Consider the following 22667-nt stretch of genomic DNA (forward strand, 5'->3'; position numbering starts at 1 on the left):
TCTATATAATTATCATAATTCAACATTCAATCATGAAATTTTTTATCGACACCGCAAATTTAGCGCAAATCAGAGAAGCACAAGATCTTGGTGTTCTCGATGGTGTAACAACCAACCCAAGCTTAATGGCTAAAGAAGGAATTAGCGGAGAAAACAATGTATTAAACCATTACAAAGCAATATGCGAGATAGTAGATGGTGATGTTAGTGCAGAGGTTATTGCTACTGATTACGAAAATATGATTAAAGAAGGTGAAGCATTAGCCGCTCTTAATCCTAAAATTGTAGTAAAAGTCCCCATGATTAAAGATGGAATTAAGGCAATAAAATATTTCAGTAACAAAGGAATTAAAACGAATTGTACTTTAGTTTTTTCAGCAGGTCAGGCACTTTTGGCTGCCAAGGCAGGAGCAACTTACGTTTCTCCCTTTATTGGCCGCTTAGATGACATTTCAGTTGATGGATTAGGTCTAATTGAAGAAATACGCCTCATCTATGATAACTATGGTTTTACAACGCAAATTCTTGCAGCTTCAGTTCGTCATAGCGCACATATTTTAGGCTGTGCTAAAATTGGAGCTGATGTAATGACTGGCCCATTATCGGCTATTTTGTCGTTGCTAAAACATCCTTTAACTGACAGTGGACTAGCACAATTTTTAGAAGATCACGCTAAAGCAGCTAATAAATAACATACTACGATCTTGTCTTTTACACCAAAGACTTATATTCTACATAAAGCCCTTTCTCCACTAGAGAAGGGGCTTTTATAAATAGTTGTAAAATATTATGTACATTTATAGTTAACATGGGGAATACAAATGCAGCAAATAAAATAAAATTCAGTACGTTACTAAAAAAAAACGAACTAAAAGTAACGCCTCATAGGTTACGTGTTTTAGAAGAAATAACGCAAAAAGAAACAGCTATTTCACAACCCGATTTAGAAAAAATAGTAGGAAAGGAAATTGACCGCGTAACTCTCTACCGTATTCTTTCAAATTTTGAAGAAAAAGGGATAGTACATAAAGTATTCGATTTAAACGGAACTGCTACTTATGCTATTTGCTCATCCGACTGTTCAGAAGCTCACCATCAAGATCAACACTTACATTTCATTTGCTCTATCTGTAATAATGTCTACTGCCTAGATGAAATAAGTTTACCCCAAATAATACTCCCAAAAAAATTCAGCCTACACTCTTTAGCTATAAACGCAGTGGGTTTGTGCGATAAGTGTCAAGAAGATAAATAATATTCTCTTCGACAGGTCTACCTTTATTTATTCAAAAACCACCATTTCAAGCATCTGTACTTTCAACAAAAGAGACTAGCACACTCTATTCTTGAATCAAGAAAAAAGCTCACCATTATAAAAAAAAATACCTGTGAGTAAAATTCATTAACAGACTAAAATAAATAACAAAGAATTATAAACATATAGTAAAGCATTAAAATTAGGTATGAACTTTTTTTACGTACCTTAGTTTACATAATAATAATCACGGCAATTGGTCGAGTATATTTTACATCCATTTCTCCAAACATATACCTACAGAATTATGGAGATATGAACAGAGTAATAGAACAAATGAAAAATAAAAAAGATAACCCCTACAAAGAAGTTCTAACCCAACTTATTGTTGATATTTTCGAAAAATCTAACAACACCCCTCTTAACTATAAACAAGTTGCTGGAAAATTAAATATACACGACTCCGACTCCAAAGTTGCAATCGCAGACATACTCACCGATGAATCTCGTTCGAGTAAATTTTTACAGGTAAGCCGAGGGAAATTTAAACTCAAACAGCTAAATGTCTACCTTGTCGGCAAAGTTGATATGACAGCAGATGGTTCAGCTTATATCATACCTGATGATGAATTGGAGGCAGATATATATATTGCCCCTAGAAAATTAAGACAAGCATTGCATAATGACCGAGTAAAAGTTCATATTTACGAAAGAAAAAATGGTCGAAAAAGAGAAGGAGAGGTAGTTGAAATCTTAGAACGATCTAAAATTAATTTTACAGGCACAATAGACATCTCAAAATCCTATGCATTCTTTATACCTGATGACAGAAAAATGCCTCATGATATTTTCATTCCATTGGACAGTTTACATGGAGCAAAATCAGGAGAAAAAGTAGTCGTTAGCATTAAAGAATGGCCAAAAAACGCAAAAAACCCAATAGGAAAAGTAACGAACATTCTAGGTAAAAAGGGAGAGAATAACACCGAAATGAATGCTATTTTAGCGGACTATGGCTTCCCTCTATCGTTTCCCTCTGCAGTGGAAAGTGAAGCCAACAACATCTCTCTCAACATTTCCGAAGAAGAAGTCAAAAAACGTAGAGATTTTCGATCGACCCTCACTTTCACTATCGACCCCTTTGATGCAAAAGATTTTGATGATGCCATATCATTTGAAATTTTAGAAAATGGCAATTATCAAATCGGAATCCATATTGCGGATGTTTCTCATTATGTTATTCCCGACACTCCTTTAGATAAAGAAGCATTCGAACGAGCGACCTCCGTATATTTAGTTGATAGAGTCATCCCTATGCTGCCTGAAAGACTATCAAATGGAGTCTGCTCTCTTCGACCAAATGAAGACAAATTATGTTTTTCTGCCGTTTTTGAAATAGACAACCATGCTCAAATAAAAAACCAATGGTTTGGTCGAACAATCATTAACTCCAATCGTCGATTTACTTACGAAGAAGCGCAGGAAATTATAGAAACTAAACAAGGTGACCACGCTGATGCTATTTTAAAATTAAATGATTTAGCCTATATCTTAAGGGAACGAAAATTTAAAAATGGGGCTATTAGTTTTGAAACCGAAGAAGTAAAATTTCATTTGGACGAAAAAGGCAAACCATTAGGTGTCTATACCAGAATTAGAAAAGATGCCCATAAACTCATAGAAGACTTTATGCTTTTAGCAAACAAAAAAGTTGCAGAATATATTGGAAAAATGGGGAAAGGTAAAAACAAACCTACCTTCATATACCGTTTCCATGATACTCCGAACCCAGAAACATTAGCCACTTTCTCCTCATTCGCGGCACGATTTGGGCATAAACTATCGATCAAAACAGACAGAGAAGCTGCAAAATCACTAAATACATTAATGACAAAAATTGAAGGGCTAAAAGAACAAAACCTGTTAACTTCACTAGCCGTACGATCTATGGCAAAAGCTATATACACAACAAAACATACAAGTCATTATGGTTTAGCGTTTGATTATTACACACACTTTACGTCGCCAATACGTCGCTATCCGGATATCATGGTACATCGACTACTACAATTTTATCTAGATGGTGGACAGAAGGTAAATGCTGAACATTACGAAAAAATGTCTGAACATGCTTCGCAAATGGAAAAGAAAGCAGCTGAAGCAGAAAGAGCCTCTATAAAGTACAAGCAGGCAGAATTCCTATTAGAACAGATAGGAGTAGAATATACAGGTATTATTTCAGGGGTTACGGAATGGGGCATGTATGTAGAAATCGAAGAAAACAAGTGCGAAGGAATGGTTAGGCTAAGAGATATAACTGATGATTTTTATAGTCTAGATGAAAAAAATTATGCCATTATCGGTCAACGAAAAAAGAAAAAATACCAATTAGGTGATTCAGTACAGATAAAAGTTAAAAAAGTCGATCTTGAAAAACGACAAATTGATTTTATATTATTGTCCTAATTTAAATTAAGATCGGATTTCTGTTTTTCCACAAATTTGAATAAATAGAGATCCGATCTTTAAATTGCACCAGCCTTCCTCAACGACTTACAAAAGTCACAAAATACTTACAGTATAATAAAATATCAAAGAGAATCGAGCTAACCCGCTATTTTCCTTTCACATCCACACAACAGGTAAAAAAAACAGACTAAACCTACGGGACAGGACAGGATAGTTTTGATTTTTACTTAGCTTATTTTTGATTAGATTCGTTCGGTTTCCTATTATAAATCAACAAAAAAGCATTTTAAAGGTTAAAAGTCAAACTTTAATTCCATAACATAAATTTTGATTCGCACAGATTTTAAGTCTTAACATGTTTAATATATGACATTTTTAAAAAAACTAGCAACCATATTCCTAAGTATCATGCTATTCATCAACTGTGAAGGCAAAAAAGAGACACCTCTTTTCCTCCCTATAAAAGACTCTCGAATAGTCCTACTGGGAAATAACTTAGCATCTAGAATGGATGATTTTGGAAGCTTCGAAACAGCACTTCACATTCAATTTCCAGATAGCACCCTTTATGTTCGTAACATTTCTAGCCCCGGGAACACCCCTGGTTTTAGACCTCACCCCTCTCGAACATCACCTTGGGCATTTGAAGGAGCAGATCAATACAACCCCCAATATGATATTAAAACGGGAAGTGAAGGTCATTTTCCTACAGAAGACGAATGGATCAAATCACTTCGAGCAGATATTATACTAGCCTTCTTTGGATATAATGAGTCTTTTAGAGGTCCAGAAAGTTTAGAGACATATCGGGAAGAATTAGCGGCCTTCTTAGACCATTCTACTCAACAAGCATACAACGAAAAAGGAAACACGAAAATCGTTTTACTTTCACCAATCGCCTTTGAAGACCTTTCCAAAAACTTCGATCTACCAGATGGTAAGGCAATCAATAAAAACTTAAAATTGTACACTGAAGCTATGCGAGATGTAGCCAAAACAAAGGGAATACCCTTTATTGACCTGTTTACGCCTTCAGAAAAATGGTACAAAAACACGAATGATTACCTAACAATTGATGGCTCACAACTAAATGAGGAAGGCTACAAAAAACTTGGTGATTTTTTAGTTGAAAGAGTATTCGGAAAAGGCACTCACACAGCCATTGCCAATGAATCATTAATCAAAAATGCAGTCATCGAAAAAAACTGGATGTGGAAACATGATTTCAAAATACCGAACGGAGTACATGCATATGGACGTAGATTTAATCCTTTTGGTCCCGAGAACTACCCATTTGAAGTTGCTAAAATAAAAGAAATGACAGCTAACCGTGATACGGCTATTTGGAAAGCTGCCCTAGGCGAAGTGCTTGATCTAGATATGATGGATAAGAATACCATGACACTCCCAGAAATAAAAACCAACTATAATTTAGGAAAAAATGGCAACCCAAAATACCTCTATGGACAAGAAGCCCTAGACAACTTCCATTTAGCACCTGGCTACAAAATAGAGCTCTTTGCCTCTGAAGTAGAGTTTCCAGATTTAGCAAACCCCATGCAACTTTCTTTCGACAACAAAGGCAGATTATGGGTTGCTGTAATGCCTAGTTATCCTCACTGGAAGCCCGGAGATGGTAAACCCAATGATAAAATTTTAATTTTTGAAGATACAAATGGTGACGGTAAAGCGGACAAACAAACTGTATTTGCTGAGAATTTACACCTCCCCATCGGTTTTGAATTTGCCCCGGAAGGAGTATATGTCTCACAAAGTAGAGATATGGTCTTATTAAAAGATACTGATGGCGACGGTAAAGCAGACTCAAAAGAGGTCATACTTAGTGGTTTCGATGATCACGATACACATCATGCGCATAGCGCATACACGACTGATCCATCAGGAGCTATCTATATGAGTGAAGGAGTTTTTCTACACACTAACGTAGAAACATCTTACGGTCCAGTGAGGGGTACAAATGGCGGATTCTATCGCTATTCACCACAAAACAAGAAACTCGAGCGAGTAGCACAGTTAGCTATACCTAACCCTTGGGGTATAGCCTTTGATAAGTGGGGACAGACAATATATGCAGAAACATCCGGCCCAGCCGTAAGATGGATGCTCCCAGGCACTATCAAACCACGCTACGGTGAAGCTACAGATAAATCTTTTGACCTGATAGATCCTGCTCACCAGGTTCGTCCTACATCAGGTTTGGAGTTTGTATCCAGCCGTCACTTCCCTGACGATGTTCAAGGAGATTTTCTTATTAACAATACAATCGGTTTTCTAGGCACCAAGCAACATAAAATAGTTGATGACGGCACGGGCTATCATAGCGAACATCGACAGGACTTGTTACGTTCCGATGACCCTAATTTTAGGCCCGTAGATATGGAATTTGCACCAGACGGTTCACTTTATGTAATAGATTGGCACAATGCATTAATTGGACATATGCAGCACAATGCTAGAGACCCACTAAGAGACCATGTACATGGACGTATTTACAGAATCACCTACCCGTCTCGCCCTTTAGTAGTCGCTCCAAAAATTGAAGGTGCCACGATAGAGCAACTTCTAGAAAACCTAAAACTACCTGAATATAGAGCCCGCTATAGAACACGTGCTGAGCTTAGAACAAGAAAGGCAAAAGATGTTATAAAGAAAACACACGCATGGGTAAACCAATTGGAGAAAAACTCTCCAGATTACGAACAGTATATCTTAGAAGCCTTGTGGGTTACATGGGGAATGAATGAGCCATCATCTACGCTGTTAGAAAAAGTTTTAAATGCTAAAGACTACAAAATTAGGTCTGCTGGTATAGGTGTATTAAGATATAGCACAGACAAGATCGCCAACTACAAAGATCTTTTTACCACAGCAGCACAAGATGAACATGGGCGAGTTAAACTCAGTACTATCGCAGCTGCATCTTGGCTTCCGTCAAACACCGGACTTGAGATTTTAAACCACATAGATACTACAAAACTAGACAGATGGTCTTCCAAAGCATATGAAACAGCCTTTGCGCATCTTAATAATAGATCTGTTTCAAAAAAAGAGAATAAGAAAGAACCTCAAACAGACCTACAAGGAAGTCAAAAACAACAGTACATTAAAGGGGCTGCTATTTTTGCTCGCGATGGTTTTTGCCAAACATGTCATCAAGCAGATGGTAAAGGACTAGAGTCGTCGGGCTTTCCTCCTATTTCAAAAACAAGATGGGTTACCGGAAATGAAGACCGTTTAATAAAACTAACAATTAATGGCTTAATGGGACCTATAGAAATAGAAGGTAAAAAATACCCGGGACAAGTTCCAATGACACCATTCGGAGGTATGCTAAATGATCAGGAAATCGCAGATGTCTTGACATACGTACGTAATTCCTTTGGTAATAGAGCTACAGCAATTAGTCCAGAGAAAGTAAAAGAAGTAAGGGCTAAAATAAAGAATAAAAAAGGTTTTTATTCGCCAGAAGAACTTCTTAAAGATCACCCAATGGAAAATTAAAAAATACGTTGTATAAAAAGATATAATTATGAACAAGATAGGATTCAATTTACTACCATGGTCCGCTGGGGTTTCAGAGAAACTTAACCCCACCTTAGAAAAATTAAAAAAAATAGGTTATAATGGAATAGAAAGCTTCATAGGCTCTCCAGATGAAAATGAATACAAAGCCATGGGAGCATTCGCTCAAAACATAGGTTTAGAAGTTACCAGCGTCTTTGTTCTCGGTGCGTCCGAGAACCCAATTAGTACAGACAGTGCCATTAGAAAACAAGCACTAAATCGTATAAAGTGGGCAGTAGATAGAGCTGTGGATCTAGGTGCAGGAACAGTATGTGGTCCTTTTCACTCTGCACATAGTCATTTCTCCTATCAAGCGCCTTCGCAGGAAGAATATCATTACGCTGCTGAAGTACTGCACGCTGCTGCTGATTATGCTAAGCAAGCCAATGTCATCTTTGCCTTAGAAGCTGTTAATAGATTTGAGAATTATCTGTGCAATACTATAGAGCAATTAACTAAACTGATTAAGCTAATTGATCATCCTAATGCTAGAGCTATGTACGATTCTCATCACGCCCATATAGAAGAAAAAACTATTCTACAGCCACTACAACAAATACAACCATACCTACATTATGTGCATATCAGTGAAAATGATCGAGGTACACCTGGCATGGGATTATGCAGATGGGAAGAGACCTTTAATGCCTTATCAACCATCAATTACAAAGGTTGGTATACAATAGAGGCATTTTCAAGAGCTGATCCGGACTTTGCAAACTCTATAAATGTTTGGAGAGAATATTCTGCTCCGTGGGAAATTGCTGAAAAAGGATATACTTTTATTAAAGACATGCTTTCAAAAAACGAATAACTATTATAAACTAACCTTATAAACGATTATGACTCAAGAAATCAACAAAAAAGCCCTGTTCTATGCAAGTTGCCTGGCTCTAATAACAACAGGAGCATCTTTTTCAATCAGAGCGGGCATACTTCCCGAATTAGGAGCTAGCTTCAACCTAACTGCCGAACAACTCGGTTTTATTAACTCTATGTGGTTCTTAGGTTTTCCTATATCCATGGTTCTAGGAGGGTTATTTTACTATAAAGTAGGCGCAAAAAATATTATGCGTATTGCGTTTGTTGCCCATGCGCTAGGTATTGTTATGACAATTTACGCACAAGGCTATTCCTCACTATTGATATCAACATTATTTATTGGCTTTGGAAACGGATGTACAGAAGCGGCATGCAACCCACTTATTGCGGAAATGTACTCTGGAAATAAAATGGCAAAAATGCTCAATAGGTTCCATATGTGGTTTCCAGGGGGCATAGTTATTGGCAGTTTAGTTTCCAAATTTATGACTGACATGAATTTAAATTGGCAATTACAAATGTGGTTTATCATGATACCAACAATTATATATGCCATTTTATTTTATAAGAAAAAATTCCCACAACCCATTGACAACGCTGCTGTTTCTTTATCAACAAACTTACAGGCAATGTATAAACCAACATTTATCTTTCTTTTTTGTTGTATGGCGCTAACAGCAATATCAGAATTTGGACCAAACCAATGGGTGGGCATCATATTATCCAGTAGTGGCGCTAGTCCAATGTTAGTTTTAGCATTAGTCACAGGCGTTATGGCAATAGGTCGCTTCTTTGCTGGTGGCGTGATAAAAAAGTTTTCTATAACAGGAGTCTTATTGCTTTCGGCTATATTTGCAACAATAGGCATCTATTTATTTAGCATCGTAACAGGACCAGCAGTCTATTTTGCTGCAATCCTATATGCTCTAGGAGTTTGCTACTTCTGGCCTACAATGATAAGTGCCACTGCACAAAAATCTCCCTTAAGTGGAGCTTTAGGCCTATCTATTATTGGTGGAGTCGGCATGTTTTCCACCTCCATTTTTCAGCCTATTATAGGTTCATGGATAGACAATTCAAGAAATAGCATTATCCAAACGGCAGGACAAGTGGAGAACCTAGATCTTTTAGTTGGTCAAAGCACAATGACAAAAATCGCTATATTTCCTGCTATATTAATTGTTCTTTTCTCTTTCTTCTTCGTATGGCAGAAACGACTTGACAAAAGAGAAAACATTTAAACTATCAAATATCACAACACTATGCTATTAAAACCAACTACTTTCTTGCAACATTTTAGAAGAAAAACCATCCTACTAAATTTATTTTTGCTATTGTTGATTTTCTCCTATCAAAAAACTTACAGCCAAGAAGATTCAGAATGGCTACACTATAAACCAAAACAATCAACACAGGCCGAAAAAAAAGTAGTTCTAATCTCAGGCGATGAGGAATACCGCTCAGAAGAAACGTTACCCATGTTGGCCAAAATTTTAACTACCCATCATGGTTTTGAAACAGTAGTGCTATTTGCCATCGACCCAAAAACAAAAATAATTGATCCTAATAATCAAAACAACATTCCTGGGTTACACCATTTGGCCGACGCAGACTTGATGATAATAGCAACTAGATTCAGAGAACTACCAGATCATCAAATGAAACATATTGATAATTACTTAACAAAGGGTAAACCAGTAATTGGTCTGCGTACCTCTACACATGCTTTTAATTATGCGAAAGATAACACCTCCCCTTACCGCCATTATTCTTTCAATCACAAAGGTGGAGCATGGGATGGCGGGTTTGGACGCCTCATTTTAGGAGAAACTTGGATTAACCACCATGGTGACCATGGGAAGGAAGGAACCCGAGGACTAATAAATGGATTAGAGGTAGTAAATAAAAACCCAATCCTCCAAGGCGTCACAGACATATGGGGCCCAACTGATGTCTATGGTATAAATAGTCAACTAAAAGACGCCACCATCCTACTTTATGGCCAATCTACCGACGGTATGAGTGCACAAAGTCCAATAAGTTGGAAAAAAACGATACTACCTGTAGCTTGGACAAAACCTTATAAAATACCCAACGGTACAACAGGAAAAGTATTCGCTACTACAATGGGAGCTGCCACAGATTTTGTAAGTGATGATTTTAGACGGCTTATCATCAATGCTTGCCTATGGTCTTTAGATCTAAGTCATCTAATAACCAACGAAACAAACATTGAATACGTTGCTCCCTATAAGCCTACTATGTTTGGTTTTGGCAGCTTTAAAAAAGGCTTAAAACCTAAAGATTATCAATAATTCAACAAAATAAACTTATCGTCAGAAAAACAATTATCTGACGATAAGTATCCCCATTTAATGCCAATCTTTATCTTTTTTATATAAAAACATATAGATTCCTTTTTCTTACCAGATAATCTGATTATCTTTGCACACTTAAAAGTTAAATTTAAAACAAAAAAAGGTAAATGCCTACTATTCAACAATTAGTTAGAAAAGGTAGAGTAGCTCTGGTTGAGAAGAGTAAATCACCAGCGTTGGACAGCTGTCCACAGCGAAGAGGCGTGTGTACACGTGTATACACCACTACCCCTAAAAAACCAAACTCAGCAATGCGTAAAGTAGCCCGTGTTCGTTTAACAAACGGCAAGGAAGTTAACGCATACATTCCAGGTGAAGGTCACAACTTACAGGAACACTCTATCGTGTTAATTCGTGGTGGTCGTGTTAAAGATTTACCGGGAGTACGTTACCACATTATTCGTGGAGCATTGGATACTTCAGGTGTTAACGGTCGGAACCAGCGTCGTTCTAAATACGGAACTAAACGCCCGAAACCAGGACAAGCAGCTGCACCAACTAAAGGTAAAAAATAATTAAACGGAGGAAAATAAAATGAGAAAAACAAAACCAAAAAAGAGAATCATTTTACCTGATCCAAAGTTTAATGACACTCAGGTAACACGTTTCGTAAACAACATGATGTTTGACGGTAAAAAATCCGTTGCTTACTCAATTTTTTACGATGCAGTAGAATTAGTAGAACAAAAGACACAGGAGAATGGTTTAGAGACTTGGAAAAAAGCTTTGAACAATGTTATGCCTGCTGTAGAAGTTAAGTCTCGCCGTGTAGGTGGAGCTAACTTCCAAGTTCCTATGGAAGTTCGTCCAGAGCGTAAAATTGCTTTAGGTATGAAATGGATGATTTCATATGCACGCAGACGTGGTGAAAAAACTATGTACGAAAAACTAGCAGGCGAAATTATTTCAGCCTCTAAAGGCGAAGGTGCTGCCGTGAAGAAAAAAGAAGATACGCATAAAATGGCAGAAGCTAACAAAGCGTTCTCACACTTCAGATTCTAGTTTTGAAAACAAAGTTCAAAATATGATTACACCGACTCTAGATAGATTATTATTTTATCTAAAGTCGGTGTACTTATTTTAAATTGTATTAAAAAAAACACCGCCTTACACAGGCATACTGCTTAAAATATTATGGCAAAAGATTTAAAATTAGTTAGAAACATCGGTATCGCAGCTCACATTGATGCTGGTAAAACAACGACAACCGAGCGTATCTTATTCTATTCTGGTGTAAACCATAAATTAGGAGAAACACACGAAGGATCCGCGACAACAGACTGGATGGCTCAAGAACAAGAGCGTGGTATCACCATTACATCATCTGCTGTAACCGTATTCTGGAACTACCGCAATCAAAAATATCAAGTAAACGTTATTGACACGCCAGGTCACGTAGACTTTACTGTAGAAGTAAATCGTTCATTACGCGTATTAGACGGTTTAGTTTTTTTATTCTCTGCAGTTGATGGTGTTGAACCTCAATCAGAAACTAACTGGCGTTTAGCAGATAACTATAAAGTGCCTCGTATCGGTTTCGTTAACAAAATGGACCGTTCAGGTGCTGACTTCTTAAAAGTTGTCAAGCAAGTAAAAGACATGTTAGGTACAGAAGCAGTTCCTTTACAGTTGCCAATTGGTGCTGAAGACAACTTCACAGGTGTTGTTGACTTAATCAATAACCGTGGTATCGTGTGGAACGAAGCGGATAAAGGAATGACATTTACGGAAGTTCCTATCCCTGAGGACATGTTAGAGGAGGTTGCTGAATACCGTGAAAACTTACTAGAAGCTGTTGCGAGCTATGATGAAACTTTGATGGAGAAATTCTTCGAAGATCCAAACTCGTTAACAGAACGCGAAATCTTAAACGCACTACGTGCTGCTGTTTTAGATAACGCTTTCGTTCCTATGGTTTGTGGTTCATCTTTCAAAAACAAAGGTGTACAAACCATGCTTGACTTCGTGATGGAGCTATTACCTTCACCATTGGATCAAGAAGCTGTTACTGGTACTGATCCACGTAATGGAGAGGAAATTACTCGTAAACCTTCAGAGTCTGAACCATTCTCTGCTTTAGGTTTTAAAATTGCAACTGACCCATTCGTAGGTCGCCTATGTTTCATCCGGGCCTATTCAGGAGTACTTGAAGCAGGGTCTTATGTATTGAACACACGTTCAGGAAATAAAGAGCGTATTTCTCGTATCTTCCAAATGCACGCTAACAAACAGAACCCAATTGAAAGAATCGGTGCGGGAGATATTGGTGCTGTTGTAGGCTTTAAAGACATCAAAACAGGTGATACTATTTGTGACGAAAAACACCCAATCATTCTTGAGTCTATGACTTTTGCCGAGCCAGTTATCGGTTTAGCAATCGAACCAAAAACACAAGCCGACGTTGATAAATTAGGGGTAGCTTTAGGTAAACTATCTGAAGAAGATCCTACATTTGTAGTGAAAACAGACCAAGATACAGGCCAAACTGTTATCTCAGGAATGGGTGAACTTCATCTGGATATTCTTATCGACCGCTTAAGACGTGAGTTCAAAGTTGAAGTCAACCAAGGAGCTCCACAAGTAGCATACAAAGAGACTATCAACGGAACTACAGAACACCGTGAAGTATACAAGAAACAATCAGGTGGTCGTGGTAAATTTGCCGATATCAAAGTTGTTGTTTCACCTGTAGACGAAGATTGGGATGTAATAAAAAACCCTCTTCAATTTGTAAATGAGATTGTTGGTGGTGCTATCCCGAAAGAATACATACCTTCCGTTCAAAAAGGTTTTGAATCTTCAATGAATAATGGTGTATTAGCAGGATATCCATTAACGGGTATGAAAGTCCGTCTGATTGATGGTTCATTCCACGCAGTTGACTCCGATTCATTATCTTTCGAGTTAGCAGCTAAAATGGCTTACCGTGATGCTCTTCCTAAATGTTCTCCTGTCATCATGGAACCTATTATGAAGGTTGAAGTGCTAACACCGGAAGAAAACATGGGTGACGTTATGGGTGACCTTAACCGTCGTCGTGGTCAAATGCAAGGCTTAGATAGCCGTAACGGTGTTCAAGTAGTTAAAGCTATCGTTCCTCTTTCTGAAATGTTTGGTTATGTAACACAATTACGCACCATCACTTCAGGCCGTGCAACGTCTACGATGGAGTTTGATCACTTTGCTGAAGCTCCACGTAATATCCAAGAGGAAATCATCGCTAAAGGAAAAGGCAAGATTAGTCTTGAAGATTAATTAATACACACAATTAACAAATCAATCGCTACTTGTAAATAGCTCTAAGTAGCGATTACCCTTAACATAATATAAAATGAGCCAAAGAATTAGAATTAAATTGAAATCATACGATTACAACTTAGTTGATAAATCAGCCGAGAAAATCGTAAAAACAGTGAAACCTACAGGTGCAGTTGTTAGTGGTCCAATTCCATTGCCTACAGACAAAAAAATCTATACGGTATTACGTTCACCACACGTTAACAAAAAAGCACGTGAACAATTTCAATTATGTGCGTACAAGAGATTGTTAGATATCTACTCTTCAAACTCTAAAACTGTTGATGCATTGATGAAACTTGAACTTCCTTCGGGAGTTGAAGTTGAAATCAAAGTGTGATAGATTTCGACCAAAAGGAGAGAGGCTTCTGATGAAAATCAGAAGCCTCTCTCCTTTTCATACATTTCTCCCCTAACTCCCCTTTATTGTGCCTCTCCAAAAAAGCAGGACACAACATGATGGCCTACCCAAAGGCACATGATAGACTTGCGCCAAGGTGCATGACAGCTTAACATTAAAGTGTCGATATATTCGTTACAAAGTAAGACAGGCTATTAGATTCGCTACCGATCAATACAGTCCCAAAATAAACCACTAAAAAAGACATTATGATAAAAAGACTAATTATTTTTTCAACTCTCGTCGTGCTTTTATTACTTTTTAAACAAGGAATGGCACAAGAGGTCAACATCACAGGGCAGGTTTTTTCAGAAGAAAATCAAACACTCTCAGGCGTCTCTATAAAATCTAGTAGAGGCATCACAGCCACAACAGATAGAAATGGTCATTACGAAATCAAAGCCCATTTAAAAGATCTGCTAACTTTTTCTTTTGTCGGTTTTATCACAAAAGAAATCGAGGTAAAAGATCAAAAAGTTATTAATATTAATTTAGAATCCGCACTTGAATCACTACAGGAAATTGTTGTTTCAGTAGGTTACGGAGTACAAAAGAAAAGTGACCTGACTGGCGCAGTGGGCTCTGTTCAAGGAGAAAGCTTACAGGAGCGCACTTCTGCCAATCTAAACCAAGCATTAAGTGGTAAAATAACAGGGGTAAACGTATCAACAGGCTCAGGTAGACCTGGAGGCCGTACTAATATCACGATTCGGGGCGCAAGCTCTATCAGTGTTTCAAGCAATCCATTATACGTTATTGACGGGGTTATCCTAAGTTCTGTTGGTTTGGAAAATGGTAGCACTCCCATCGATTATCTAAACTCAAATGATATTGCCTCCATAGAAGTATTAAAAGACGCTTCTTCTACCGCTATTTACGGAGCCCGTGGTGCAAATGGCGTAATTATAGTCACGACTAAAAGAGGCACGACAGGCGGTGGAAGAGCTAACTATGATGCAGATTTTGGTTTAGGTGTTGCAGCAAGAAAATTAAATCTATTAAATGCTAAAGAGTTTCTAGAAATAGAAGATTTAGCCTATCAAAATGCAAAAAAGTATGATCCCGCTGGCTGGGCAACGGGCACGAAATATACAGATCCAAAAACAAAAAGAACGAATCCACTACTTTTTGACCAACAAGGGAATCCTTTATATGATACAGATTGGCAAAAGGAAACTTTCAGAACGGCTTTCACGCAAAATCACCAGTTAAGTTTTACAAATGGAAATGAGAAAGGTACTTATGGTGCTTTTGTAAACTACCGAAATGAGGAAGGTATAGCTTATGGTTCATGGCAAAAAAGATTCTCTGGTAGATTTGTTTTCGATAGTGAAATCAAAGACTGGCTTAAAGTCGGGGGGGCACTAAACTACACAGACCAAAAAGAAAAACAGGTCGATCAGTTAGGTGGTGGTGGTATTACCATGATGAGGCAGGTATTAGAAGCCCTACCAATAATTCCTGTAAAATATGCGGATGGCAGCTGGGCTAGTAATAGAGACTATCCAGGAATGGAAGGCGGGGATAATCCTATCCGAGTGGCAGATGAAAGATTATCATACCTCAACACACAGCCTCTTCTTGGGAATATGTTTGCAAATATTAAAATATTAGATGGCTTAGAATTTCGTACGTCTATTGGGGTTAATATTATAAACCAACGTATTGATTATTCAGCAGCAAAAGGTCTCCAATACATCTCTAATAATGGCAATGCCTCTGTCACAAATAACCGGTATAATTCATGGCAATTTGAGAATTACTTTACGTATAATAAAGAGTTCGCAAAAATCCATTCATTAAATGCAATGTTAGGTTTTTCGTGGCAACATATGGATCAATTCGGGGCACAGGCACGCTCAGAAAACTTTAGTGATGTATATTTCCAATTTAACAACTTAGGAGCAGGTGCCACGGCACAAAGCCCTAGTTCTTCAACGTCAGCCTACGGCTTAAATTCATATTTCTCAAGAATCAACTATTCGTTACTTAACAAGTACCTCTTTACTTTTACCGGACGTATAGACGGTTCTTCAAAATTCGGAAAAGATAACCGTTATGCATTTTTCCCTTCGGGAGCCGTAGCTTGGAAAGTCAATGATGAAGATTTCCTAAAAGACTCTCCTGTCATTAGTAACCTTAAATTAAGAGCAAGCTATGGGGCTACTGGCAACTCAGAAATACCCGCATATCGCGCCTTAGCAGGGATGTCAAATTATGACGTCATTTTTGGCGGAGATAGACACATCGGAATCGGCACTGGTAGAATGTCCAACTCTACTTTACAATGGGAAAAAACCCATCAGATAGATTTAGGTGTTGAGCTCGGGGTCCTAAATAATAAGCTAAATTTTGAAATGGACCTATATCGGAGAAAAGTAAATGACATGCTATTAGATGCTCCACTTCCTTTAAGTAGCGGTTATCCAAGTATTTTCTCCAATGTAGGAAGCATGGAAAACAAAGGAATTGAAGCAGGTATAAATACTGTTGACATCGGATCAGGCCCTCTAAAATGGAGCGGCACCTTCAATATATCATGGAACAAGAACAAAGTACTTAAACTAACTGGTGGAAGTGACATGTATTCAGGAGCAACCGTTATCCGAGAAGGTGAACCCGTCGGTTCATTTTTCGGACGTGTACACATGGGAACATGGTCCTCTGCCGAAGAAGCAGAAGCAAAACGCTATGGTTTACTTCCAGGCGATGTTAAACACAAAGATTTAAACAATGATGGAAAACTAAATGATAACGATCGCGATATAATAGGCAAAGGAATTCCTGATGGCTATGGTACATTTGCCAATACCTTTAAATACAAAAACTTCTCACTTTTAATAGACATACAGTATATGTTTGGAAATGATGTACTTGATCAAAGCTTACATTCTGCAGAAGATAGGCAAGGTATAGCAAACAGTTATAAAACCGTGTTAAATGCTTGGCGAGAAGATAATCAATCGACTCCTATTGCACAAGTAAGACCCACCAATGCAGGATATACAACTTTTTACGACAGTCATAAGGTTACTGATGCTTCTTTTATCAGAGGTCGAAACGTTCTTTTATCCTATAATTTACCTACTAACATAGTGTCAAGAATGCATTTACAAAAAGTAAGGTTATTTGCATCAATGCAAAACTTCTTCGTCATTACTAAATACAAAGGCTATGATCCTGAAGTATCAAACTCCGGATCCGCTTTTAACCAAGGTTTTGGTTTGTATGACTACCCTAGACCTCGCATTTTTGCATTCGGAGTAAATATTGGTTTATAATTTAAAGCAGAATAACAATGAACAATATCAAAATATTAACAATAGTTACAATTATATGTTTCGCAATTGCAACAGGATGCTCTAATTTTTTAGATGAAGCTGACAAGTCGAATTTCACAGAAGAGAATTATTTCACAAAACCAGAGCACGCACGTAGTGCAATAAACTCCATATATGCAAGTATGCGCGAGCCCCTAACAAGTGGGTTTGGAGGTGGAGCTTGGATGATGACAGAATTTGCGACAGGTTTAGCAGAAACAGATTTAGGACAAGCTGTCAACAGTTACTATATTAAAGAACTCAATAACACCTCAGACAATACTTATGGTTTAAGTTACTGGACAAATTACTACAAGGGGATTGGCAATGCAAACTTGTCAATAGAAAAAATTCCTACTGTAGTAATGGATGAAACAGAGAAAAAACAAATTTTGGGAGAAGCCCACTTTTTACGTGCATTTTATTATTTTCATCTCGTAAGAATGTTTGGAAACATTCCACTAATAACCGAACCTATTTCGTTAAACTCACCACAACTTCTCCCCAAACAAGCTGCTCCCGAAGAGGTGTATAACTTAATAGTCTCTGATTTAAAAATAGCTGAGAACGCAGGATTACCTTGGCTGGACCAGACAGGGAAGGTAAGTTTAGGTGCAATAAAATCGCTCCTGGCTCAAGCCTATTTAACCATGGCTGGCTATCCGCTAAACAAAGGTATTGAATACTTTACACTCGCCGCAAATAAAGCTAAAGAAGTTATAGATTCTAAAACATTTCAACTGTTTGACTCTTACTATTCACTACACGACCCTGCTAAAAAAAATATTGAAGAAAACATCCTCATGATTCAATACAAAACGCAAGTTATTCCCTCGCCATGGCAAGTGTCTGTTATTCCATACAACAAAAACATCTCAAAATATGCAGATGAAACCGGAGGTATTTATGCAAACAAAAGTTTCGTAGAATCTTTTGAAACTGGGGATCTAAGAACGCAAGAAAAAGAATTTTTTTATACTACTTATTCTCATGAGTCAAACCCGAACCAAACCGTACAGCTTGGTGGATATTTCATCTATAAGCTCTTTGACGAGGCTGCACACAAAACAACTGCTAATAGTGACTTAAACTGGTCTTTAATCAGATATGCTGAGGTCTTACTGACCTATGCAGAGGCACAGAACGAAGTAGCAGGTCCTTCTACAGATGTATATAATGCAGTAAATGATATTAGAAAAAGAGCTAAATTAAAAGAATTAAAGAACTTAAATCAAGCTACTTTACGTGAAGCTATTTGGAAAGAAAGGTGGCACGAACTATGTTATGAAAACAAAACTTGGTACGACATGGTTAGATTACGGAAAGCTCTAAATATTAAAACGCAACAGTTTGAAAAATACATAGGTCACAAATTTCCAAACGGAGCTACAGTAACAGAAAGAGAGCTCCTTTTTCCTATCCCAACTGCTGAAGTTAGAAACAACAAAAACCTTAAGCAAAACGAAGGATACTAACTGCTTATAACTTCATAAAAAGATCACGAATAGACAAAAGTACCAGAAGAATCTTACTTCTGGTACTTTTTCTAAAACCACATGAGTTTAGATTTCAAATCCAACCCCTACTGACCAAGCTCTATTTTTAATACTATGTGTTCCAAAGTTATTTTCTCCTGCAATATTTGTCAATCCTAAACCGTATCCTACGTTAAGCGTAAGCCCCCCATCTAACTTATATCCAGCTAAAAAGTTCAAGCCAAAGTCCGTACCCTTCAAAGATTTACTTTTCCCGAATTTAAATTTATCCTCTATATCGACACTGCCTGATTCAATCTTATTTTTACCGCTCAGACCAAACCCCACATAAGGACCAGCTCCTAAGAAAAAACTACCAGTTGACGTCTGAAATTTACCTACAAAATTAACAGGCACTTCTAGCCACATCGTATTCTGTTTTACTTCAAAACCTCGATTTCCATCACTGATTAACTTAGCTCCCTTCCCTTGTAAAGAAACACCTGGCTGAATGTAAAGATTAGATGTTACGGGTGCATCTAGATACCCTGTTACATAAAAATTTGTAGTTGCCTTGGAATCTGACAACATATTCGAATTTCCATAGCTATAAGAAGGAAAATTAATTCCAGCCTTTACGCCATATTGCAATGGAGTTTGCGCTTGTGCACCAAAAGCTAACATAAATGCAACACTAAATGATAGTAATACTTTTTTCATGTCTATAAATTTTATTTTTAATAAATATGCAGTTTTTCAATAAAAACTACAAGAATACAACTTTACTAAACGATAAAGATATAACAACAACTTTCAATCCAAAAAAACAGCCATTCAAGACATATGACGCAAATAACTCAAAACCAGCGCCATACAAATCAGAGAGGTTAAAAAAACAGTTAAACACTTCTATATAAAAAAATCTTTTAACAATAAGCTTTGCTTATATCAAAAGTAAATTTTATTTTTGCATTCCCTCGAATGGGAAATGGTCGGATGGCCGAGTGGCTAGGCTGAGGTCTGCAAAACCTCCTACAGCGGTTCGAATCCGCTTCCGACCTCGTTTTATTGACAATAAAAACATTTAACAATGGCAGTTACAAGATTAAAAAGAAAAGATAGAAGAAATAAGACTGTATCACGTATGGAAGTACAATTCCTTAAATTAGGTCGTAACGTTGAACTGGGTTCAAAAAGTAAAATGCCTAAAAACAGTCAAATTACTAAAAACAATGAAATTTTGGATAAACTAGTTGCAGAAGCTAAGTAGTTGTTCAATACAATATAAAAAAAGAGAGCTATAGCTCTCTTTTTTTTCTCCGATACTAATTCAGTTCTTCTAGCAACGCACACAATTCTTTCACCTTTTCAACCGATGTTTCCATAGTTGGCTCATTCATACCCTCAAACAGGCTAGAATGATATGTCATAGTGGAATTCACTACAATTTTTGCCGATGAATGAATAGACTTAACTCCAGTACATCTTATAATATCCTTAATGTTATCTGCATGAACACCCGCTCCAGGCATAATCTCAATTCTACCAGCCGCCTTCTCGACAAGTTCTCGTAAGAGCTCTTTCCCTTCGCTGGCTGTACTTTTAAGCCCTGATGTCAAGATCCTATCGAACCCTAAGCTTATAACATCCTCTAACGCTTGAAAAGGATCTGCACAACGATCAAATGCACGATGAAAAACAGTCGTCATCGGTTTAGCTAGCTCAACTAACTCTCTATTTCTATCCACATCCACTGTGCCATTTGGTTTGAGTACACCTATCACAACTCCATCACAGTTTAAATCCTTACACACCTTAATATCTTCTTTTATCTCTTCAAAATCAGTATCGTTATACACAAAATCACCTCCTCTTGGCCTAATCAACACATGAATACCAATCGTTAACAAGTCTCTTGTCCGTTTAATTTGAGCATAGGAGGGTGTTGTTCCTCCATTCTCTAAATTCTGACACAACTCAATACGACTAGCCCCTCCTTGTTGCGCCTGTATAGCTGAGTATGACGAGTTTGAACACACTTCTAGCCAATAACCGTTTATCTGTCTTTCCATAAATACAAAAATCAACATTTTATATCTAATGTAATAATTAGCTGCATGAATTATTAACGACAAAAATTTAAAACAAATCACTCCTTTACGTGTTATTACATAACTAACACAATAAACACCGCTCACCCAACATAAGTATTATGTCTTCTACCTGGAAAGAATACACCATACAAGATCATCTAAACACTATCTATGATCAGTTAATATCCGAAAATGATAAACTTAAAAAGGAATTACACATCACTAGAGTCTATTACAACAATATTTGTAATAGTCATATAACATCTGGCTTTCAACAGGAAACAAAATGGATGAAAGCAACGCAAAAACACCAACATAAATTCTTAGAGTATGATACCTATTGCTTTCTCATCGATCTGATATCCAACTATAGAAACATAGATGGAACTTTTTCAGCTTATCAAGATATGCTATTAGCCATTGAAGAGAATATGCTCGTTTTTGCTCGAGAAGAGCAATATGAAGTATCGGCTATCTTAAAAGAATGGTTAATTAAGTTTTCCATATCTACCTAAAATATCTCAAAGGTCAGACGTATTTACACGTGCATACGTGCTAAAGGAGCTACCCCTTGATCCACGAAGTCAGCTTTCAAGAATTTATGATATCCAGCAATTGCAATCATTGCTGCGTTATCTGTACAATATTCAAACTTAGGAATAAAAACAGTCCAGCCTAATTTATCGCCCAATTCGTTCAAAGTACTACGCAGACCTGAATTTGCAGAAACACCGCCGGCAATAGCAATCCGTTTTATTCCCGTTTGTTTCGCTGCTTGTTTCAATTTATTCAATAATATAGAAACTACCCTCCCTTGCACTGAAGCACAAACATCGTATAAATTATTTTCTAAAAATTGTGCATCCTTTTTTTCCTCTGCCTGAATCATATAGAGTATTGCAGTTTTCAATCCTGAAAAGCTAAAGTCCAATCCCCTAATTTGTGGTTCAGGGAACTGGAATGCATCCGCATTTCCTAATTGCGCATACTTATCTATTAAGGGACCACCTGGATAAGGAAGATTCATAATTTTGGCTGTTTTATCAAAGGCTTCACCTGCTGCATCATCTAGAGTCTGCCCTAATACTTCCATTTCAAAGTAATCTTTCACTAAAACAATTTGTGTATGCCCTCCAGAAACAGTCAGGCATAAAAAAGGAAATGCAGGCTTTGGCTCGTCGATAAAATGTGCCAAGATATGTGCTTGCATATGATTTACCTCTATTAAAGGAACGTTCCGTGCTAGAGCAAAACCTTTTGCAAATGAAGTGCCAACAAGCAAAGCGCCCAATAAACCAGGTCCACGCGTAAAAGCAACTGCATCTATATCATTTTTGTTTACTTTTGCTTCTAGAATAGCTTGATCCACGGTAGGAATAATATTTTGTTGGTGCGCACGAGAAGCCAATTCTGGCACAACACCGCCATAATTAGCATGAATTGCTTGCCCAGCAATAATATTTGATTTAATTTCACCGTCTATACATATAGACGCTGAAGTTTCATCGCATGAAGATTCGATACCGAGAATAACAGCCATAGCAACATGTACTAAAATAAAAAACAAAAGTAT

General features: G+C 37.3%; 18 protein-coding genes and 1 tRNA gene. 16 read left to right on the forward strand and 3 right to left on the reverse strand.

Annotation, left to right across the window (positions count from 1 at the left end; genetic code table 11):
- Nucleotides 1-32: 32 nt before the first annotated feature.
- From fsa to ORI89_RS08745, 13 genes are all read left to right on the forward strand, one after another.
- A complete protein-coding gene (gene fsa, locus ORI89_RS08685; RefSeq protein ID WP_268230070.1) occupies nt 33-692 on the forward strand; it encodes a fructose-6-phosphate aldolase in 660 nt (219 codons plus the stop codon).
- A 116-nt stretch (nt 693-808) separates the two neighbouring features.
- Nucleotides 809-1255: a Fur family transcriptional regulator gene (locus ORI89_RS08690; RefSeq protein ID WP_268230071.1), complete on the forward strand. Its 447-nt coding sequence runs from the start codon at nt 809-811 to the stop codon at nt 1253-1255.
- A gap of 336 nt (nt 1256-1591) precedes the next feature.
- Nucleotides 1592-3721 (forward strand): ribonuclease R, encoded by a 2130-nt coding sequence (gene rnr, locus ORI89_RS08695; protein ID WP_268230293.1) that lies wholly within the window; start codon nt 1592-1594, stop codon nt 3719-3721.
- Nucleotides 3722-4090: 369 nt separating this feature from the next.
- The gene (locus ORI89_RS08700; RefSeq protein WP_268230072.1) at nt 4091-7246 is read left to right on the forward strand and encodes a PVC-type heme-binding CxxCH protein; all 3156 of its coding nucleotides are present in this window, start codon (nt 4091-4093) and stop codon (nt 7244-7246) included.
- 28 nt (nt 7247-7274) lie between these two features.
- Nucleotides 7275-8123: a sugar phosphate isomerase/epimerase family protein gene (locus tag ORI89_RS08705; RefSeq protein ID WP_268230073.1), complete on the forward strand. Its 849-nt coding sequence runs from the start codon at nt 7275-7277 to the stop codon at nt 8121-8123.
- A 28-nt stretch (nt 8124-8151) separates the two neighbouring features.
- A complete protein-coding gene (locus ORI89_RS08710; RefSeq protein ID WP_268230074.1) occupies nt 8152-9372 on the forward strand; it encodes an MFS transporter in 1221 nt (406 codons plus the stop codon).
- Between the two features lie 21 nt (nt 9373-9393).
- Entirely contained in the window at nt 9394-10446 is a 1053-nt protein-coding gene (locus ORI89_RS08715; protein WP_268230075.1) for a ThuA domain-containing protein, read from the forward strand.
- Nucleotides 10447-10616: 170 nt separating this feature from the next.
- Nucleotides 10617-11024: a 30S ribosomal protein S12 gene (gene rpsL / locus ORI89_RS08720; protein ID WP_268230076.1), complete on the forward strand. Its 408-nt coding sequence runs from the start codon at nt 10617-10619 to the stop codon at nt 11022-11024.
- A gap of 19 nt (nt 11025-11043) precedes the next feature.
- Nucleotides 11044-11511, forward strand: a complete 468-nt coding sequence (gene rpsG / locus ORI89_RS08725) for a 30S ribosomal protein S7 (protein WP_268230077.1) — start codon at nt 11044-11046, stop codon at nt 11509-11511.
- Nucleotides 11512-11643: 132 nt separating this feature from the next.
- Nucleotides 11644-13764 (forward strand): elongation factor G, encoded by a 2121-nt coding sequence (fusA, locus tag ORI89_RS08730; RefSeq protein WP_268230078.1) that lies wholly within the window; start codon nt 11644-11646, stop codon nt 13762-13764.
- Between the two features lie 76 nt (nt 13765-13840).
- The gene (gene rpsJ, locus ORI89_RS08735) at nt 13841-14146 is read left to right on the forward strand and encodes a 30S ribosomal protein S10 (protein WP_268230079.1); all 306 of its coding nucleotides are present in this window, start codon (nt 13841-13843) and stop codon (nt 14144-14146) included.
- Nucleotides 14147-14415: 269 nt separating this feature from the next.
- Nucleotides 14416-17487 carry a SusC/RagA family TonB-linked outer membrane protein gene (locus tag ORI89_RS08740; RefSeq protein ID WP_268230080.1) on the forward strand — a complete coding sequence of 1024 codons (3072 nt, stop codon included), beginning with the start codon at nt 14416-14418 and terminating at the stop codon, nt 17485-17487.
- A gap of 17 nt (nt 17488-17504) precedes the next feature.
- Nucleotides 17505-19001, forward strand: coding sequence for a RagB/SusD family nutrient uptake outer membrane protein (locus tag ORI89_RS08745; protein WP_268230081.1), 1497 nt, complete (start codon nt 17505-17507; stop codon nt 18999-19001).
- A gap of 87 nt (nt 19002-19088) precedes the next feature.
- Here ORI89_RS08745 and ORI89_RS08750 read toward each other — a convergent pair whose 3' ends face one another.
- A complete protein-coding gene (locus tag ORI89_RS08750; protein ID WP_268230082.1) occupies nt 19089-19721 on the reverse strand; it encodes a porin family protein in 633 nt (210 codons plus the stop codon).
- Between the two features lie 270 nt (nt 19722-19991).
- Between ORI89_RS08750 and ORI89_RS08755 the strand changes: the two genes are divergently transcribed.
- Nucleotides 19992-20062, forward strand: a tRNA-Cys gene (locus ORI89_RS08755).
- Nucleotides 20063-20091: 29 nt separating this feature from the next.
- Nucleotides 20092-20271, forward strand: coding sequence for a spore protein (locus ORI89_RS08760; protein ID WP_268230083.1), 180 nt, complete (start codon nt 20092-20094; stop codon nt 20269-20271).
- 55 nt (nt 20272-20326) lie between these two features.
- Here the strand turns inward: ORI89_RS08760 and ORI89_RS08765 are convergent, their stop codons facing one another.
- Complete coding sequence (locus tag ORI89_RS08765; protein ID WP_268230084.1) at nt 20327-21073, reverse strand: copper homeostasis protein CutC; 747 nt, start codon at nt 21071-21073, stop codon at nt 20327-20329.
- A gap of 140 nt (nt 21074-21213) precedes the next feature.
- Between ORI89_RS08765 and ORI89_RS08770 the strand changes: the two genes are divergently transcribed.
- The gene (locus ORI89_RS08770) at nt 21214-21609 is read left to right on the forward strand and encodes a hypothetical protein (RefSeq protein WP_268230085.1); all 396 of its coding nucleotides are present in this window, start codon (nt 21214-21216) and stop codon (nt 21607-21609) included.
- Between the two features lie 23 nt (nt 21610-21632).
- Here the strand turns inward: ORI89_RS08770 and tsaD are convergent, their stop codons facing one another.
- Nucleotides 21633-22634 (reverse strand): tRNA (adenosine(37)-N6)-threonylcarbamoyltransferase complex transferase subunit TsaD, encoded by a 1002-nt coding sequence (gene tsaD / locus ORI89_RS08775; protein WP_268230086.1) that lies wholly within the window; start codon nt 22632-22634, stop codon nt 21633-21635.
- Between the last annotated feature and the right edge of the window lie 33 nt (nt 22635-22667).

Source organism: Sphingobacterium sp. UT-1RO-CII-1 (genome assembly GCF_026711005.1).
Lineage (GTDB): Bacteria > Bacteroidota > Bacteroidia > Sphingobacteriales > Sphingobacteriaceae > Sphingobacterium.

Excerpts from the sequence above, each read along its gene's own strand:
- ORI89_RS08760 (WP_268230083.1), top strand. The coding sequence starts at position 20,092 with ATGGCAGTTACAAGATTAAAAAGAAAAGATAGAAGAAATAAGACTGTA.
- ORI89_RS08770 (WP_268230085.1), top strand. The coding sequence starts at position 21,214 with ATGTCTTCTACCTGGAAAGAATACACCATACAAGATCATCTAAACACT.
- rnr (WP_268230293.1), top strand. The coding sequence starts at position 1,592 with ATGAAAAATAAAAAAGATAACCCCTACAAAGAAGTTCTAACCCAACTT.
- ORI89_RS08745 (WP_268230081.1), top strand. The coding sequence starts at position 17,505 with ATGAACAATATCAAAATATTAACAATAGTTACAATTATATGTTTCGCA.
- rpsL (WP_268230076.1), top strand. The coding sequence starts at position 10,617 with ATGCCTACTATTCAACAATTAGTTAGAAAAGGTAGAGTAGCTCTGGTT.
- rpsG (WP_268230077.1), top strand. The coding sequence starts at position 11,044 with ATGAGAAAAACAAAACCAAAAAAGAGAATCATTTTACCTGATCCAAAG.
- fsa (WP_268230070.1), top strand. The coding sequence starts at position 33 with ATGAAATTTTTTATCGACACCGCAAATTTAGCGCAAATCAGAGAAGCA.
- ORI89_RS08705 (WP_268230073.1), top strand. The coding sequence starts at position 7,275 with ATGAACAAGATAGGATTCAATTTACTACCATGGTCCGCTGGGGTTTCA.
- ORI89_RS08710 (WP_268230074.1), top strand. The coding sequence starts at position 8,152 with ATGACTCAAGAAATCAACAAAAAAGCCCTGTTCTATGCAAGTTGCCTG.
- ORI89_RS08765 (WP_268230084.1), bottom strand. The coding sequence starts at position 21,073 with ATGGAAAGACAGATAAACGGTTATTGGCTAGAAGTGTGTTCAAACTCG.
- rpsJ (WP_268230079.1), top strand. The coding sequence starts at position 13,841 with ATGAGCCAAAGAATTAGAATTAAATTGAAATCATACGATTACAACTTA.
- tsaD (WP_268230086.1), bottom strand. The coding sequence starts at position 22,634 with ATGGCTGTTATTCTCGGTATCGAATCTTCATGCGATGAAACTTCAGCG.
- ORI89_RS08740 (WP_268230080.1), top strand. The coding sequence starts at position 14,416 with ATGATAAAAAGACTAATTATTTTTTCAACTCTCGTCGTGCTTTTATTA.
- ORI89_RS08715 (WP_268230075.1), top strand. The coding sequence starts at position 9,394 with ATGCTATTAAAACCAACTACTTTCTTGCAACATTTTAGAAGAAAAACC.
- ORI89_RS08700 (WP_268230072.1), top strand. The coding sequence starts at position 4,091 with ATGACATTTTTAAAAAAACTAGCAACCATATTCCTAAGTATCATGCTA.
- ORI89_RS08690 (WP_268230071.1), top strand. The coding sequence starts at position 809 with ATGGGGAATACAAATGCAGCAAATAAAATAAAATTCAGTACGTTACTA.
- ORI89_RS08750 (WP_268230082.1), bottom strand. The coding sequence starts at position 19,721 with ATGAAAAAAGTATTACTATCATTTAGTGTTGCATTTATGTTAGCTTTT.
- fusA (WP_268230078.1), top strand. The coding sequence starts at position 11,644 with ATGGCAAAAGATTTAAAATTAGTTAGAAACATCGGTATCGCAGCTCAC.